Here is a 17,732-nt window from a genome sequence, read left to right on the forward strand (position 1 = left end):
CCGAACTTCCCACCGGTACTACCTTCATGGTGCAGGGTTACTATAAGGATTATTTCAATCTCATTGGTACTCAGACTGAAACCTATGGTCCGTTGACAGTCGACCGTTATGCAAATAAAGCGTATGGTCGTGCTCGCGGTTTTGAAATCGATGTTGACCACACCTTTGAGAACGTTGCTAACACCGGTGAATTCCGGGCAAACATGACATACGACTTCTCGTTTACCGCCGGCAAGAGCTCATCGCAAGATGCCGATGCGCAGAACCGGTTGTTGGGTGTTCCCGCGTATACGGAAGAATATCCGTTGGATTGGGATGAGCGACACCGCATCAATGCAAGCACCGCTTTACAATTCCGCGAAGGCAAGTTCCCGCAACTGGGTAGCGTCCGGGTTCCGTTGGACGACTGGCTGATGTCGGTTGAGTTCCAGTATGGATCGGGTGTACCATATACCCCGTCGAAGTACACCACCGGACAAGACGCCAATACGATTCCGACGAACAGTGCACGGTATCCATGGACGGAAACCACCAACTTGAAGTTTGAGAAGTACTTCCGCTACGGTAGTAAACCGGCAAGCGGCGGTCGTGAGAGCCGTACAATCTTCACTGTTGGTATCGATATCAGCAATGTATGGAATCACAAAAACATTAACAGTCTGTATTCTGAGACCGGGAATCCTTATCAAGCGGTTCACCCGGAAAACCCGACGTATAATCCGTTTGACAATCGCGTAGAATACGATGCCAACCCCCGTAACTTCGGCCAACCAAGACAGATATTGCTTCGGTTGGGCGTGTCTTGGGAATAAGGGGAGCTGGGAGTAATCAATGAAGAAACGAATCTTATTGGCGGTGCTCTTTTTGTTGCTGGCAATGATTGTCGGATGCGACAAAGACGAGGGTACCCCGCCAGATATCACAAGAGGAACGCCGATTTCCGGTAACTGGTCAGGATCGCATGGCGGTGTTTTCACTGCAACTGCCGATCTGACAGTTCCGGCAGGTCAAACGTTGACCTTACAACCGGGTACTGAAATCCAGTTCGATCGGGGTGTCAAACTTGATGTTTATGGGAAGATTGTCGCGATTGGTAGTAAAGGTCACGAGATTATCTTTACTACTGGCGTTAACAGTCCCGACCGTGGTGTATGGGGTGGTGTTATCCTCCATACCAACACCGACACATCGAAATTTAAATTTGTACACTTCCGTTGGGGTTCAAAGTTTGAATTGGTTTCCGACACAATCGCAACGGTAGGCAATGTCTTCAAAGGCATTCTGTCGGTACACGATGCAAAAGCGGTAGTCGAGAATTGCAGCTTTGCCCGTTCGGGTTGGGATGGAGTAGATGTGCAGGGTGGACAAGGGTATGCCCGGGTCGATCACTCTATCTTCTTTAAAAATGCATTCAATGGTGTTCGGGTTCGTCATGGCGCACAAATCGTTGTGACGAATTCAATCTTTATTACGAATGACGACGCAGCTATCCGTGAAGCATTACCCGGTGGTGGTTCATTAACTGGCAACACGAACGATATTTGGAACAACGTTTCCAATCCACCGCGTGTAAGTGAATTAGGGCGAGTTATCCAAGCGATGCCTGGTGATATTTCGGTTGACCCAATGTTTGCCGACCCCGATAATTTCGATTTTACACTGTTACCCGGTTCACCAGTAATCGATCAGGGAGATGCCTCCTTTACTGACGATCCCGATAACACCCGAACCGACATGGGTGCTTATTACTATCATCAGTCACCCTATGAAATTTTTGGTCCGTTGCCGAGTCACATCGGACCCGGAACCTTTAAAGTCGTTTATGATGTTACCGTACCCCAAGACTGTACAGTAACGATCGCCCCCGGAACAGTTTTCAAGTTCGACGGCTTGTATGCTATGCATGTTATGGGAACGTTGCATGCCGACGGTACGAATGACAACTGGATAACCTTTACTTCCAACAAAGAAGCGCCTGACCGTGGCGACTGGAAGAATATTTACTTTGACGGGAATAGCGCAACTGGCAGTTCGATGAGCTATTGCAAGGTGAAGTATGCCAGCAATTTCACCCCTAACTCACATATTGCGATTGGTGGCATCTCTGTGAATGCGGCTGCGATTTCGCTCAACAATGTGTATGTCGAAGAGTCGCTGTTCGATGGAATTCACCTTTTGAACGGTGCTGCTGGTACTTTCCGGAATCTTGATATAAACGGGTTTGGCCATTACGGTATCAGTTGCGAGTTGAACATTGTTACTGCTGTTGAGAAATTCAAAATTCGCAATGGTTTGGGTACTGGAATCAATATTACCAATAACTCATCGCCTCATTTCTCGAATGGTCTCATTGTCGATAACGGCACATCTGGTGTTCGAATCGAACAACTTTGCAATCCGGTTTTCAATTTTATGACGATTGCAAATAACCAGTATAACGGGATGTCGGTGATTTCAAACTCGAATCCCACGCTTACGAATTCGATCATTGCGAGTAATTCGTTAAATGGTATTTAGTTCAAGATTTCTTCTCAGCTAACCCACTCGAACAATCTGTTTTATCGTTCTGGTGCCGATTCGACGGGTTTACTGGTCGTAATCGAAAACTTAACATCTCGGGCGCTCCCATTCGATACTACGGAAATAGTCAGAAATCCACTGTTTATTGGTGGAACGCCAACGGATTATCATTTACAAACCACGTCACCAGCTCTTCACCGCGCCAGCGATGGCACGGACCTTGGTGCTTATGGCGGCCTCGGTTTATTTAAACACTGACGGAAAGGGTTGATTGGATGCTAAGCAGGATTCCTCTTTTCCTAATGGCATTGCTGACTTCGACGGTGTGGGCCGCGATGGAAGTTCCGCGTGTTGCGCCCCGCGGGCCGGTTCGGAAAGATCCGCCCTCCGCACAAGTCTATAACTTGCAGATGGAAAACCGTGTCCATCGAGCCAGCGGCATTTGGATGAATATTACTAATTATGGCTTCTTCGGAAACCTCGGTCGCGAAGACGGTGATGCATTAATTGATCCGGAGTATCCCGGTGTCTGGGCACCACAATTAGAGTACCCTGGTGGTTCAAATCGCCAATACATGTTCATGGGAGCATTGTGGGTTGGTGCAATGATTCGCTCGCAAGGTTCCGAGTTTCCGCGGGTTTCGGTCGGTATTGACGGATGGACCAACCCGAATGGAAGACCGCGAGGTGAGTTTTTTCCGGGTGAAGGTTCTTCGAGCGGAATTATCGAGCGTAGCACGAAACTGAACGCTTACAACCGACTTGGCGCTTATATCACCGATACGACCAACGCGGTAAGTCAACAAGATTTTGAAGCTACCTACACAGATACCGTTAAAGGCCAGTCACTATACAATTCTAACGACGAGATCGATGGTCCTCACTTCCCGTTGGGTATTGAAGTGAAACAATCCAGCTATGCTTGGACTTACAACTACGCACAGAATTTTATCATCATCGATTATGAGTTTAAAAATATCGCCACGAACTATCTGAAGAACCTGTACATCGGGCTCTACATGGATGCCGACGTCGGTCTTGTCAGTGAAGGCGATCGTCATACCGATGATATCACAGGTTTTCAAGAGTTCTACTATCCACCGGTTCGTCCGGACGGATCTCAGGATTCACTTGTAATCAATACCGCATGGATTGCCGACAACGACGGTCGTCCCCATACCGTTGCTTCTGGTTCAGAGTTTACTGTACCGGATGTGTTTGGCGCTCGAGTGTTACGTGCTCCGAATCCCCGCTTGAAGACCAGTTACAACTGGTGGATTTCGTTTGGAACAGCTGCCAATGACTTTGGTCCATCTTGGATCGATGATGAATCGGAAGGTAACTGGACGGCTTCCTATGGTACCCCGATGGGTGATAAGCGGAAGTACCACGTATTGTCGAATCGCGAATTCGATTATGATCAATTGCGCGTCGATAACCGAACTTGGATCGAAGAACATCCCCAACGCGATTTAGATAATCCGGCGATTCAGCATGAATGGCGGGTACCTGATGCCGGTAATGCGACCGATTTAGCCAATGGTTACGATACCCGATTCTTGTTATCGTGGGGTCCGTTAGGTGTCTTCGATTACTTAGATCCACAAGGGAACCGAGTTTACCGATTGAATCCCGGCGAACAGTTCTCGATGACAATTGCATTGGTGATGGGGCAAGGGTTCCACGATCCTAACAACCCGCAAATCGGTAACACGAATATTAATAACAGCCGTTTCCGATTTGACTTGCTGCAACGTGCCGCCGCTCAAGCCGCCCGTGTTTACGACAATCCGATGAAAGATACCAAGACGCGGCGGTATCCAAACGGCGATGGGTGGTTTGGCGAAGATGTCGGTACTGATGGTCTCTTTGCGGAACAAGCAGGTGACAGTGTCGTGATCGATGGTATTTATCACGATATCTATCCCGGTCCCGATGCCGACGGCACGGAGAACAACGGTCGGATCGATTCGTTAGATCAAACCCGAACAGAATTTGCTTTACGAACCGAAGACATTCATCCCTGGAAACCGGCACGTTACGATTATACTTCGGGCAACGGTATTCTCGATCCGGGTGACTGTGAACCCGACTTCCTCGGACCGCCCCCGCCCCCGGCACCGGTGTGTTCCGTATTTACGACGGCAACTTCGGTCAAGATTCGCTGGCGACCAATGCCTTCGGAAGACCCCGCCTACTCCGATCCTTTCTCGGGATTGCAGGACTTTGAAGGTTATCGGCTGTATGTATCGAATACCGGACTGGAAAGTGAATTCTCGTTTATAAAGCAATGGGATCAGTCGGATTACGCTTATTATGCCGGCAATGATTCATTAGTGACGATTCCAGTGCCGCAGGATTCCATCGACCTCCATCCGGAATGGTATCCATTGGTTAGAACCGGGACCGATGGTAATCCAGTTTATCGGCGACCAGTCGGTGCCAATACGGGCTTTGCGGAGATTATTGACAGTATGCGAGTCACCGCGCGAATTACTCGTGGTGGTGTGACGGTCGATACGACGTATTGGGACAAGTATTACGAATACGAAATCAAGAATGTTGCGCCGATTTTTGCTCGCTACTATGCGGTTACTTGTTACGACTTTGGCGATCCGAAAGGTGGTACCGAGTCGCTGGAAACATCGAAAACCGCGACCTCTTTCCGAACTGCACCATCAGGTGAACCGTCGAAGAAGGTCGGAGTTGCACCGAATCCGTACCGGGTAGATCAGAATTACACTGTTTCGCATTCGGGTGGATTACAGTGGGAAAATCAGGATGATGGTACTGTCGACTTCTTCCCACAACAAGACCGGAGAATATGGTTCTACAATCTTCCGAAGCAAGCGTTGATTCGAATTTTCACTGTTTCGGGTGATGTAGTAACAGCTATCCCGCATAACATCGCGGGCGACAACAATCTCTGTGTCAATTTCGATTATGCCGAGTGCTGGAATCTCCAGAACCGGAATGAGCAAATGGTTGCAAGTGGCTTGTATTTCTTCTCCGTTGAGGATAAAACCCCAGGCGGATCAAGCACGATGCAGACCGGTAAATTTGTTGTGATTCGCTGATCGCTGAGCCGAGGAGTTTCTAATGAAACGCACATGGTTGCATATAATCAGGCTGATCCCTCTCCTCTTGCTGCCGGCGCTTGTGTTTGCGCAGGCGAAGGTCGGCACTTCGACCTTCCAGTTCTTGAAGATCGGGCCATCAGCACGCGCTGTCGCAATGGGCGAAGCATTCATCGGAATCGCTAACGACGCTTCTGCGACTTACTACAATCCGGGCGCAATGATCGTCATGAAACAGCCGAAATTCATGTTTACTCATGTGAGTTATCCGGCCGGTGTGAAGTACGATTATGTCGCTGGTATTTATCCGATGCCGCAAGTATACGGGGTTGCCGGAGCTTTCGTATCAGGATTAACTACAGACAATATCACTGAGACGACACCGGAAATGCCTTATGGTACTGGACGAACCTTCAACGTATCGGAATGGACAATTGGCGGCTCTTACTGCCAGCGGCTAACCGATAAGTTCTCAGTTGGCTTTACCGGACGTTACATTCGATCCGATTTGGCGGATGTTTCCGCGAATGGGTGGTCGGCCGATGTCGGCACCTATTACGAAACCGGCTGGCGAAATATTCGGATTGCTATGGTGATCCAGAATTTTGGACCGGACGTAAAGTACATCCAGACCGAACATACTTTACCGATGATTTTCAAGTTTGGCGGCGCTGCTGAAGTCTACAAGAGGAATGACCATACGGTTTTGGTGGCATTTGAAGGGTGGCATCCCAACGATAACATCGAAATGGTAGCAATTGGTGCCGAGTATGATTGGCGGAATTTTGTCCAGTTCCGTCTTGGCAAGAAGATTAACGGTGTAACTCGCGATTCTTGGGAAAAATACCAAGGAAATCGCACCAGTAACGATCCGTTTGTCGAGTATCCCGTTTTCGATGAAGATGGCGGAATATCATTCGACGGCGCATCGGTAGGTTTTGGCGTCAAGCTTCCAATGGGTTTGTCAGTCGACTATGCGTTGACAAACATTGGTTACTTCGGCGACTTGCATCGTTTCACGCTCAGTTATTCAATGAAGTGAGGGTAGTGTGAACCATCCATTGAACCGACGTTCCCTCGTCAAACTGGTTTTGGTGATTGCCGCAATATGCGCGGTTGCCATTCCTGCGATAGCGGTCGACGTTTCCGGTTCGGTTTCCGGAAACTGGACACGAGGATTCAGTCCCTATCGGATAGTCGGAGACATTACCGTGCCTCCCGATTCGGCGCTTTTCATTGAGGCGGGCGTTGACGTTGTCTATACCGGTCCGTATGCGATATATGTGAATAACGGGGCAGCTCTGCGCGTCCGCGGCGATTCCATTGTCGGCAGTTCGACATCGTTGGATACCGTTATGTTCCAAACCGACCCCGCCGTAACCGATACGTTACAATGGGGTCGCGGGATCCGCTTTACGAATGCAAACAACTTCTCGGAAATACGTTACGCAAAGTTTGCTCGTCTTCGTGCCAGTGGCGTTTGGCCAGAGAATAACGGCGGCGCATTGTATGTCGAAGGTTGCAGCCCAAAGATAAAGTTCGTCGAATTTTATCGTTGCAAAGCGGCATTCTACGGTGGTGCAATGCACTTCTGGTTTTCCAGCAGCACGGTCGAGCACGCATTGATCGACAGTTGTAACGCTATTGAGGGCGGCGGCGGCGTTGACATGTGGTTCTCCACGATTACTTTCAAATTTGTAACCGCTGTTTCCAATTACATCCCACTTGCGATTCAAACCAATGGCGGGGCGATTTTGGTTGGTTCAAGTTCTAATCTGTCATTGTCTCACTGCGTTCTCTATCGTAATGAACTCCCATTAGATAGCGGTATCGCAAAAATCGGCGATGGTAGCGCATATGTTGCGCGTTACAGTTACTGGAGAGCGATTTCCGCCAGCAATGGTAATGTATCAACTGAACTGAACAGCACTCATTGGACGCAAACTCCACCATGGAGCCCCAGCATTGTAAGTCCTTTGATCGACGCCGGTGATCCCAACGAACCGGTCGGTGCAGAATTGCTGCCGAATGGCGGTCGGGTTAATGTCGGCTATTACGGACAAACAAGTTTAGCAACCAAGTCGGTCGCTGTTGCTGAAATATTCCCCAGTCCCATCGATACGATAAAATTGGGGGATTTAAAAATCGGTAAACAGATTAGTGCGACAAAGCGCTTTCGTAATATTGGACGGGCTCCATTAGCTCCGTTGTTCATCAAGAACATGCACTCGGATAATTCTATCGTCCTGATCCAATATGGCGACTCACTGGTTACACAAATCGATAGTCTTCGACCGTTGTATCCAGATAGCACTTTTGAGCTTAAAGTGTACTGGCGCCCCACTACGATTGGCGTGCAGCGTTCGCACATAACGTGGCGTTGGAATGACCGCGACACGAATTATGTTTATGACACGATTGTCGTGCAAGGCAACGGTATCAACCCCCGAATAAATGTAAATGTTGACACATTGAATTTCGGCGAGCGGTCAAATTACTCACGCGACACCTTACGTGCAGTGTTATCGAATAGCGGTACTACCGAACTAAGCGTTTCCGCGATTTCAGTCGGATCGGTGTTTGACGGTGGTTTTGGATCAACTTTAACTGGGGCGGCACGAATCCCAGTTGACTCGACGAAGCAACTGAATGTTACATTTGAACCGGACAATGTGGGATATTTTGCTGCTCGGCTTTCCATCGTGAATAACGACTCATTACGATCGATTTATGTTCACGGTTACTCCCGCGGTTCTTTCTTTGAGTCGGATACATTCTATCATGCGGGCTTTGTTCCACAAGGTTCCACCAGGGATTATCAGGTAAGGGTTTATAACAACGGAAATGCAACATTACAAATTGACAGTGTTGTATTCAACAATCCGATTGTTCGAGCAAATTTTACTTCACCGATTTTGATCGGCATCGCCGATACCGTACTACAACGTCCCGATACTGGATTTATCCCGATTGTTTTCGCGCCAACAGCACTCCGTACCGATACAGTACGCGGTATTGTCTACACTAATGATGGGAAACTGGATACAATCCGGATTATTGGACGGGGTATTCAATATGGTGAGTACATCTCGAATTCAATAACCGGGATTCTGGAACCGGCAACCAGCGGTATTCCTTATGTGATTACCGGTGAAGTATCGATTCCGCGAACATCGACTCTTCGAATTCGCCCCGACGTTCACATTCTCTTTGAACCGGGTTCATCGCTGAAGGTGGAAGGCACGATTATCGCTGAAGGCACCCAGACGCAACCAATCGTTTTTTCTGCTCAAGATTCATCTAACTTCCGTACACCGTTCTTGGTGTTTAATGAAACATCGGGTGACAACAAGTTATCGTTCGTAACAATAACTGGCCCTGACGCCGACATTACTGTTCGACAACCAATGATTACAGCCACGCGCTCAAACTTCACCCTTGACCATTGCTCAATAATCGGCGGTAATGCCACTGATGGCGCTGTAATGAAGTTACTTCTAAGCAATGCGAAGTTAGTTCGTTGTGAATTGAGAAATCACACCGCGACCAATGGTGGTGTGATCGCTTTGGTCGATAGCCGGGCTACAACTATCCGCAGTGTATTTGCGGACAACCGAGCTACCGGCAACGGTGGTGTGATTCATGCCGGAAATGGTTCAGAAGTTATTTCGTACAACGATCTCTTCTTGCGGAATCACGCGGCATACGGTGGTGTGGTCGCCATGTTCGACAACTCTGAAGCAACAGTTAACAACAGCGTATTCCATAATAACATCAGCGACTCCATTGCAACTATCGGCTACATGTCGCAGTCGGTGGCAAAGATATCTTCTTCGATTATTACCGGAACGCAAGGTTCAGTTGATTTTGCCGGGCCTCTCGGTAGCTATTCTAATCCGTTGATCAGTTTTTCGTTGATCGAGCGGTCGAATAGCGCATATACTCCGCTCGCCTTGTGGAATAACGATACGGTGAATTTCCAGTTAGTCAGCGGAGCTCAAGCAATCGATGCCGGCGATCCGAACCCATCGAAGAATGATTATTGGTTCCCACCAGCGATGGGTACAGCGCGAAATGATGCTGGACTCACCGGCGGACCGAAGTCCGGTGAAGGCGAGTTGAATGCGATGGGCATCCTTTTGATGGACAATCCGGGAATTGGCGCTCTACCGGACGTTGCGATCTATCGAATCGATCCGAATGTTACGGTTGATTCTTTGCAGTTCGTACCAACTTCGGGAACACCGCAATACTTGCCATTGACAGTTCTGCCCAACGGAACCGACATCTACCGCAGTCGGATCACGACGACCGGATCGGCAACGGTGACTGCGATAGGTCATAATACTGCGAATCCAGCAGAACGATATCGTGTAACCCGTCTGGTCGGAGTCGTTCAATCGGGCACGATGGCAATTGGTCCATGGACGGTTGGTGTTTCGGAAGGGGCTGGATTCGTCCGTGCGACATTGGCAATTTCGAGCGAGGCGACCGGATTTGGTCCGGATATTGAAATCGGCGCGTCTTCAAATCGTATTGTTACTCTGACATTTGATGGTGAATTGCCGGGTGGCCAGCGATTTGCTTTGTTAAAGCAAAGCAATGGAAACTGGATGGAAGTAGCTTCAGTAACGCGTAGTAATGGCAGTGCTACCGCCGATGTTACCGGTTCTGGAACCTATCGCATCATGGCGGTGGAAGATTTGACACCTGTCGTTTCATTACCTACGGAATTCGCATTATCTGATGCATTCCCGAATCCATTTAACCCTGTGACCTCGTTGAAGCTATCAGCACCGATCGCTGGATACTACCGAGTTACAGTGTATGACTTGCTGGGTCGCACCGTTGCAGTCTTACTGAATAGCGATATTTCTGCCGGAACGCACACCCTCCGGTGGAATGCAACGACAAGCAATGGCGCTCCAGTTGCTGCTGGTATTTACTGGGTGAAAGCCGAAAGCGCCGCGAATTCGGCGGTACGTAAACTGGTCTTGATGAAGTAGGACAACCGATGAAAAAGATCATACCGATTCTCTTCACGGTGTTGCTGATTGTCGGCTGTAAAGACAGCGACGACGCAACAGGACCCACGGGCGATCCGCGTTCGCTCGTCAACACCGGCTGGGAGCTGTTTGAAGTTGGCGAGTACACTGAAGCGCTATCGAACTTTTCGTTAGCATCGAGTATTGACCCGGGTTATACCGATGCAACGATTGGGTTGGGGTGGGCTAACATGCGGGTTACACCGCCACGTTTGACAGACGCAATAAATGCGTTTGAATCGGTGTTGCGGGTTTCCGCAAACTCGAACGATGCACAGGCGGGCAAAGCTTTTGCATTGCGCGGTAATGCCCAGTATAGCGAAGCTGAAGCAGCAGCGACCGTATTACTAAGCCGTTCGACGATTTGGGAATTCTCTCACGACGAGTCGGTGAATCGCCAGGACTTGTTAGTTTTGCGAGCGGCATGCCGGTTCTTAATCGGCAATTATGCGACAGCATTGACAGCACTGCAAGAAGTAGAGCCTACCTTTAGCGTCGATGTCTCGACCATCGAAGGCAGAACGCAATTGGGTATTCGCATTGAGGAGTGGACACGACGATGAGTATAATTTCCCTCAAATCTACGTCGGCTTCACGGCGATGGTGGTTCGCCACCCTCCTTGTCGCTGGTATGTTGCTTACAATTGCCGGCTGTGCAAAATATGATGGTTCGCAAACAGCGAATCAGTTGCCAATTGTCGAGTTTGCAACGACGCCACGTGATAGCTCAACATTTAATGCTGCTCCAATCATTTCTTGGTTCGGTCGAGACCCCGATGGATTTGTCGAGCTTTACAGCTACGCAGACATCATCGATCCAGCAGCGTTAGCCAATCCTACTACCTATGTCCCGCAGATCCCACGCGACGCTTGGAAAACGACCGCTTCCACCAGTGATACCGTGATTTTGCTAACTTCGATTGGCGATACGACGCAACATATCTTCTATTTGAAAGCAACTGACAACCGTGGTGGCGAATCACCAGTGATTTACCGTCGGTTCGATCGCACCAACCAACCACCAAACGCTCCAGAATTACGGGCACCGGATGACAGTTGGTCGAACCGGGTCGATATCACCGATACGCTTTTCTGCATCGAAAACACCAATGATCTTTGGCCTGGCATAACATTCAACTGGCGCGGCAGCGATCCCGACGACCGGGTGGATCGTACGATTGCCTTAACCTATAAGTATTTCTTGATCAAAGCACCAAACGACACGATTGGTCGATTCGTCTCACAAAACTGGTCAACTACCAAGAACATCGTGCTCTCTGGTTTGGAAACTGGTTCTTATCGTTTCGAAGTATACTCTCGGGATGACGGTTTAACGGTCTCGAAAGTACCTGGAGTCTTGTATTTCTCAATTCTTCGGCCGACCTATGATCGAAACGTATTGATCTACATGGAAGGTTCGAACGCAAGAAACGGCAACAACCGTAATGATTTGCTGCACACGGATTCAGCTCGTGCTTACTATACCAAGTTGTTGAGTGATATCAAGACATCCTATCCCGAGTACCAGTATCTTTCTTACAACCAAAACGAACCGCACGATGTCGAGTTTTACATTCATGGTGGAGCGTTGGTTGACAGTCTGCCGCCGAAAATTCTGTTGTCACGATATCGTGTAATCCTTTGGATGCAAGACGTATTTCCGGCAGTCAACTCGGATGCTTACAACTACGAAAAGATTAAATTGTTCCGTGAGTACTTGCAGGTTGGTGGTCGCATGATGATTGCCGGTCGTCAATTGTCCCGCGTGGTATTTCCACCTCCAGCGAATGCGGCAACAGATTACGCAATCGCGAAATTGGCGTTTTTTAATACCTATTTTGGCGTTAATCTTCCTTACGATGCAACGTATGCTGGAAACTATATCACGCCAAATCGAGCAGAATTCATCGGCACATCTCCGGCATTCGATCCGTTTGAGAGGACCGATTTCGACTCTACCCGGATGCGCAATCTATTGTTTCCATTCACCGCCGCGAATCTTCCCTATACTGGATTGCCGGGAGTAGATTACATTGAGCGCGTTGGTGCATCGCGAACTGTTTTTACGTTTGTCTCGAACACCGACACGTTAAACCCGTATGTCGGTGGTGAAGATGCAACGGTGATTGGTACTGATGTTCAAGTGATAAACGGCCAAATTGTAACTTATCCACCTACTCCAACAAATTGCTTGATTCAAATCCAGCGCAACGGAGACTTGGAGAGTATCGACTCGGTAGTTAATCTTACCAAACGAAACAATGGAAGTGTCAACTATCGTGGTGAAGTACGGTCGATTACCGGTCGTTATGCCTTCATTAGCTATCCCTATGGCGAGCCTTGGCGGAACAGCGATACATTGGCGGTGTATTACTATTACCGTGCGACCTCTGAGCGCCATAATAAACCAGTCTGTACGACCTATGAAGCGACACAGACTGTTGGTGGAACTAATGTATCGCTCTTGTTAACTCGAACGGTAATGTGTTCCTATCCGTGGTACTTTGTAAACCAGACTACCGGTTCCGAGCAATTTGCAAGAATGTTGAATTGGCTGTTGGCTCCACCGAATTTCGATTTGCAGTAACATGAATCTTCGTAGTACTACCGTCCCCCCTCCTATCGAGGGGGGACGTTTCACTCCAGTAAAGATGTGGTCGTCTTTGGCGATTGCATCGATAATTCTCATCCTGTTTATTCTCGTTCAACCGTCCCCAATCACCAATGTCGATTCTGGTTTGAAATGGTACGGTGCAAAAATCTATGCTGAGACGAGCGAGCTTTCCTTACCGGAGAGTGATTCCACGTGGTTGAATCAATTTCAGTTTCCTCCGGTTCCAAAACCGTATCTCTACCCGGTCAATGGAAGTATCTATCCAGTATTCCCTGCAGTACCGATGGTATTGAATGGTTTGGTGTATCGCTGGTGGGGTGAGAACTTCTGGTGGTTTTGGACATTATTGGCGACGATGTCGTTGCTTGGTTTGCTGCTTTGGTATACCAAACCGTTTCTATTCAATCCCCATTTACTACTACTCGTTTTACTATTCGCTACCCCAGTCGCAGTGTATGGTGCGACTTATTGGGAACACTCGCTCGCTGCTTTCGTAGGCTGTGCTGGTGTAGTGTACTTACGTAGTTCACGACATTTGGTAACTCTGCTCGGAGGATTATTACTTGGGTTTGCTCCATGGTTTCGCCCGGAAATGGTTGCATGGAGTCTGCTGGCAATCATCGCGGGATGGGTGTTTCTCGCAAATCGACAACGGTTGTGGGGGACCACTGGATTGATAACTGGATTGTTGATTGGAACCTGGATTCAACACCAGTTAACCGGGACATGGTTGCCGTTGCAAGTGTTGTCAAACTATGAAACCGGAGAAACTGTTTTAACGCCGGGTAGTAATGTCCGTTTTCCAATTCTGATTTATTTGGAACTCGTGCTGGGAGCGGGCGACTGGTGGATTACAATCGTTGCCGTTCTGATGGTCATTGTTGGGATGATTGGATGGCGCTTGGGAAAATGGTATTCGGTTTTTTTACCTGCGACACTGCTTCTGTTTTTAATAACTCGGATGCTCGACCCGCTTCCAGTGTTTCATACCATACAAGCAAATGGACTGATTTATACTCTGCCGCTACTTCTAATTGCACCTTGGGGTGTTCGCAAACTTCCAAATCACTACATCTGGATTGCCGCCATAGCAGGGCTATTGATATCGATTGTCGCAATGGGGAAAGTAGCGCAAGGAATGCATTGGGGAATGCGCTTCTTCCTTCCGGCAGCTTTTCCTTTAACAATTGCAGCTATACAGGCGTTGCGAGAAAAACCGCTCTCGAAGTTTTCGGCATGGTTGAGTGCAGTAGGTGTCTTAGCAATCACTTTCTATGGAGTGTTTTGGCATTCTGGAATCGCTTCCCGGCAAATCCAATTTGCCGATGTAGTAAGGCAACAACCTGAGCTGATTGCAACTGATGTAAGCTGGATCGGTGGCGATTTAGCGCCACTACTCAGTGAGCGTCCAATTTCCTTTATTCGTGATCGGGAAAAAATGGGTAGGTACCTGTTAACACTTAAATCACGTAATATCACAACATTTCAGTACGTCCGGAGCAATAGCAGCGATCCGCTAACCCAAATGGCACCGAATTTGGAAAAACTCATTGCGTTGCGTCGAGTGGTTGCTGCACCAACACCAGAAAAGGGATATGACTACCGATTGGAATTCTATAATCTTATCGGTGACACGATTTTGTTTGGATCATTAGCAGGGGAACTGGGAGCACTACAGTTTCTGAAAGAAGATTCGACGGGTTTGGAAGACGTCCGCTTGGCATTACGGTGGAATCCTGATGATTCTCGACCGGCAATTGCATTGTTGGTGTTTGGTATTGAACATCGTACAGGTCGTTGGATCGATGAAGCCTTACGGTACTTCGATGTTCATCCTGTTCCCCAACAATTTGAAGCAATGGTAGCGGAAGCAAAGCGATTCAGAGTTTATATGCCTTAGCTAAGTTTCGTATTTCTATAGAGAAAACATCCGCTAATAACGGATGCTCTTGATTGCAAACCATTCCTCATGAACACCGAATGCGTTCATTGCAAACACAAAAAAATTTGATTGAAGTTATTGAGCGTTTACCCTTTTATGATCGGTTGAACATTTTCGGCTTGCGGACCTTTGGGACCATCTTTCACATCAAATTCTACTTCCTGTCCATTTTCCAATGTTCGAAAACCACCACCCTGAATTGCCGAATAGTGAACGAATACATCGCGACCGCCATTATCCTGAGAAATGAAGCCGTATCCTTTCTCTTTCGAGAACCACTTCACTTTACCTTTCACCACCAGAATCCTTACTCCCACGGTCCGTGGGTCTTAAGTTGAGAAATCGTATTGACGGGTTCCGCATTCTCTAACATAGGAAAATCGGTTCCGGTGCGGGAAACAATCCAGACAACGACCCGAAAACACGTACTACGCGGGAGTATACGTATCTGATTGAAATTGCACAAGGTTTTTTTATTACGTGTGAAAAAAAACACTCCTGTCGGCAATACTTTTCATTTCGCTTGGATGCATAGACAAGCTTTCGTGTTACTGATGTCCTTGAAATGATTGCAATTGAAACACTTTCCCCGGTTCCCATTCATTTGGTAGATATCGCATCACTTCCTCTTGGAGTGACATTTTTTTTACACGCTCTATAGGGATCGAGTTTGCTAACAATAGCCAAGCAATTGACCGTGCTATCGCGTTTCGCACCGCTGTCGGCTGAAAGCCTAACTCACTTTTCGCTTTGGCTGCATCATAAAAACCATAACGTTGATATAAACTGCGAAATCGCTTGAGTGTTAACTGGGGGGCCTTTCTCCGAAGTTTTGCATACGCTTCCATCGCTTTTACAGCAAGCGAACCAGTTGCCTTTCCCAACTCCCAACTTGGTGCAGATAATCCTGTCAGTTCAGCAGTCGTATCATAAAACTCGCGAATCGTTAGATTTCCACCGGTTAAGATGTATCGCTCCCCGGGAATGCCCCGTTCTGCCGCCAAAAAATGTCCAACTGCGGCATCCGTGACATCGACAATCGACATCCCTCCGGGAATCGTTACCGGAAGTGATTGCATTAAAAAACGGTGTACCATTTGAGTCGATGGTGTTAACCGATAGTCATAATATCCCAATAGAACCGAAGGGTTTACCGTTACAATTGGAAGTCCGGTCGCCAACTGCATTTCATGAACGAGTTGTTCGGCACGGGTTTTTGCTTCAACATAGGGACTATCGAAATCATCGTTCCAATGCAACTCGGTTTTTGGTGAACGAGCATTACGGGAATACCCGATGGCTGCGGTAGAAGAGGTATATACTATCCTTTGCAGGGTAGAGCATTTTATTGCCGCTTCGAGAATGTTTTTAGTTCCCGTTACGGCAGTCTCTAAAATTGTGTTTCTCTTGTGAGGATGGAAATCAAAAACGGCGGCGGCATGGAATAGGTGAGTACATCCTGCTAATACGGAGTTTAGTGAAGCCGGTTGCAAGATATCACCGGTTACGACCTCAACCGGGAGACGTTCGATCCCAATTTTATTACTTTCAGAGCGAACCATCACACGAACCGGGATTCCTTGAGCGAGTAACACCCGAACCAAATTCGCCCCCAAATGACCCGTTGCACCGGTTACTACTGCGTTCATAACAACTCTGTTTGCGTTTTTCCCTTAGAATACAACATTGAATACTAACACCAAAATAGAACAAATACACATTGCTTTCGGAAATTGCTTGCGCCTAAAACTGGAAAGTCTTACTTTGTCGGCAGTTTGAAAGATTTGCCGGACGGATTCTCAGCGAGCTTGACATCTCCGGTAAGTCGGTATATTTTGTAGCCTATTTTTACTGAGCTACAAATGGGCAAGTGGGGGAACTCGAGCTCTATTTGTGAACCCCTTCACCATGAGTGTAAGATAGTGTGGGTTGGATTCACGCGATAGTTCTCGAATTGCCGCAATCCGCTTCCCCGCAATCAATCCATTTCTCGAAATCTCAATCGGATAAGGGTTGCAACCCGATGAAGAATCTGGTCCGAGCAGCGGTCAGTGTTGGTATAATCCTTGTGCTCGTATTGTACTGGTGGCGTCAAAACCAGTGGAATACCGGTTATCAACCAACTCAACCGATTGCCTTCAGCCATAAGTTGCACGTGCAAGGAAATAAAATCGACTGCATGTATTGTCATGTCGGCGTCGAACGCAGCGCACACGCTACGATCCCGCCGGTTAGTGTCTGCATGAATTGTCACTCCATCGTACGCACGGATCGCCCGGCGATTCAGAAACTTACGGAATTGTATAACAGCGGAAAACCGGTGGAATGGGTGCGAATCCATCGGCTGCCCGACCATGCCTATTTTAGTCATAAGTGGCATATCGCTAAAGGATTCGCCTGTGTCGAATGTCATGGGCAAATCGAACAGATGGATGTGGTGCAACAAGCGAAACGTCTCGAGATGGGGGATTGTGTGAGTTGCCATCGCCAGAATAACGCGCCGACCAGTTGTAATACCTGTCACCAGTAAGCGA

Annotated in this window: 11 protein-coding genes; 9 read left to right on the plus strand and 2 right to left on the minus strand. The window is 48.1% G+C overall.

Annotated features, from left to right (window positions below; all coding sequences use genetic code 11):
• The 8 genes from OEM52_02915 to OEM52_02950 form a co-directional block, all read left to right on the plus strand.
• A partial coding sequence (locus tag OEM52_02915; protein MDK9699089.1) for a hypothetical protein occupies positions 1-812 on the plus strand: 812 nt, incomplete at its 5' end.
• Positions 813-831: 19 nt separating this feature from the next.
• Complete coding sequence (locus tag OEM52_02920; protein MDK9699090.1) at positions 832-2,517, plus strand: right-handed parallel beta-helix repeat-containing protein; 1,686 nt, start codon at positions 832-834, stop codon at positions 2,515-2,517.
• A 305-nt stretch (positions 2,518-2,822) separates the two neighbouring features.
• Positions 2,823-5,597, plus strand: a complete 2,775-nt coding sequence (locus tag OEM52_02925) for a hypothetical protein (GenBank protein MDK9699091.1) — start codon at positions 2,823-2,825, stop codon at positions 5,595-5,597.
• A gap of 22 nt (positions 5,598-5,619) precedes the next feature.
• Positions 5,620-6,639 carry a PorV/PorQ family protein gene (locus tag OEM52_02930; GenBank protein MDK9699092.1) on the plus strand — a complete coding sequence of 340 codons (1,020 nt, stop codon included), beginning with the start codon at positions 5,620-5,622 and terminating at the stop codon, positions 6,637-6,639.
• A 7-nt stretch (positions 6,640-6,646) separates the two neighbouring features.
• Positions 6,647-10,603: a T9SS type A sorting domain-containing protein gene (locus OEM52_02935; GenBank protein ID MDK9699093.1), complete on the plus strand. Its 3,957-nt coding sequence runs from the start codon at positions 6,647-6,649 to the stop codon at positions 10,601-10,603.
• An 8-nt stretch (positions 10,604-10,611) separates the two neighbouring features.
• Positions 10,612-11,205, plus strand: a complete 594-nt coding sequence (locus OEM52_02940; GenBank protein ID MDK9699094.1) for a hypothetical protein — start codon at positions 10,612-10,614, stop codon at positions 11,203-11,205.
• Positions 11,202-13,229 (plus strand): hypothetical protein, encoded by a 2,028-nt coding sequence (locus tag OEM52_02945; protein ID MDK9699095.1) that lies wholly within the window; start codon positions 11,202-11,204, stop codon positions 13,227-13,229. Before OEM52_02940 ends, OEM52_02945 begins: the two co-directional genes overlap by 4 nt.
• A 1-nt stretch (position 13,230) precedes the next feature.
• Positions 13,231-15,156, plus strand: coding sequence for a hypothetical protein (locus OEM52_02950; protein ID MDK9699096.1), 1,926 nt, complete (start codon positions 13,231-13,233; stop codon positions 15,154-15,156).
• Positions 15,157-15,284: 128 nt separating this feature from the next.
• Here the strand turns inward: OEM52_02950 and OEM52_02955 are convergent, their stop codons facing one another.
• Entirely contained in the window at positions 15,285-15,497 is a 213-nt protein-coding gene (locus OEM52_02955) for a cold-shock protein (GenBank protein ID MDK9699097.1), read from the minus strand.
• Between the two features lie 249 nt (positions 15,498-15,746).
• The gene (locus OEM52_02960; protein MDK9699098.1) at positions 15,747-16,847 is read right to left on the minus strand and encodes an NAD-dependent epimerase/dehydratase family protein; all 1,101 of its coding nucleotides are present in this window, start codon (positions 16,845-16,847) and stop codon (positions 15,747-15,749) included.
• 374 nt (positions 16,848-17,221) lie between these two features.
• Here OEM52_02960 and OEM52_02965 point away from each other — a divergent pair, with 374 nt between their 5' ends.
• Positions 17,222-17,728: a cytochrome c family protein gene (locus OEM52_02965; GenBank protein MDK9699099.1), complete on the plus strand. Its 507-nt coding sequence runs from the start codon at positions 17,222-17,224 to the stop codon at positions 17,726-17,728.
• Positions 17,729-17,732 lie beyond the last annotated feature (4 nt).

It is taken from the genome of bacterium, from assembly GCA_030247525.1.
In the GTDB taxonomy this organism is placed as follows: domain Bacteria; phylum Electryoneota; class JAOADG01; order JAOADG01; family JAOADG01; genus JAOTSC01.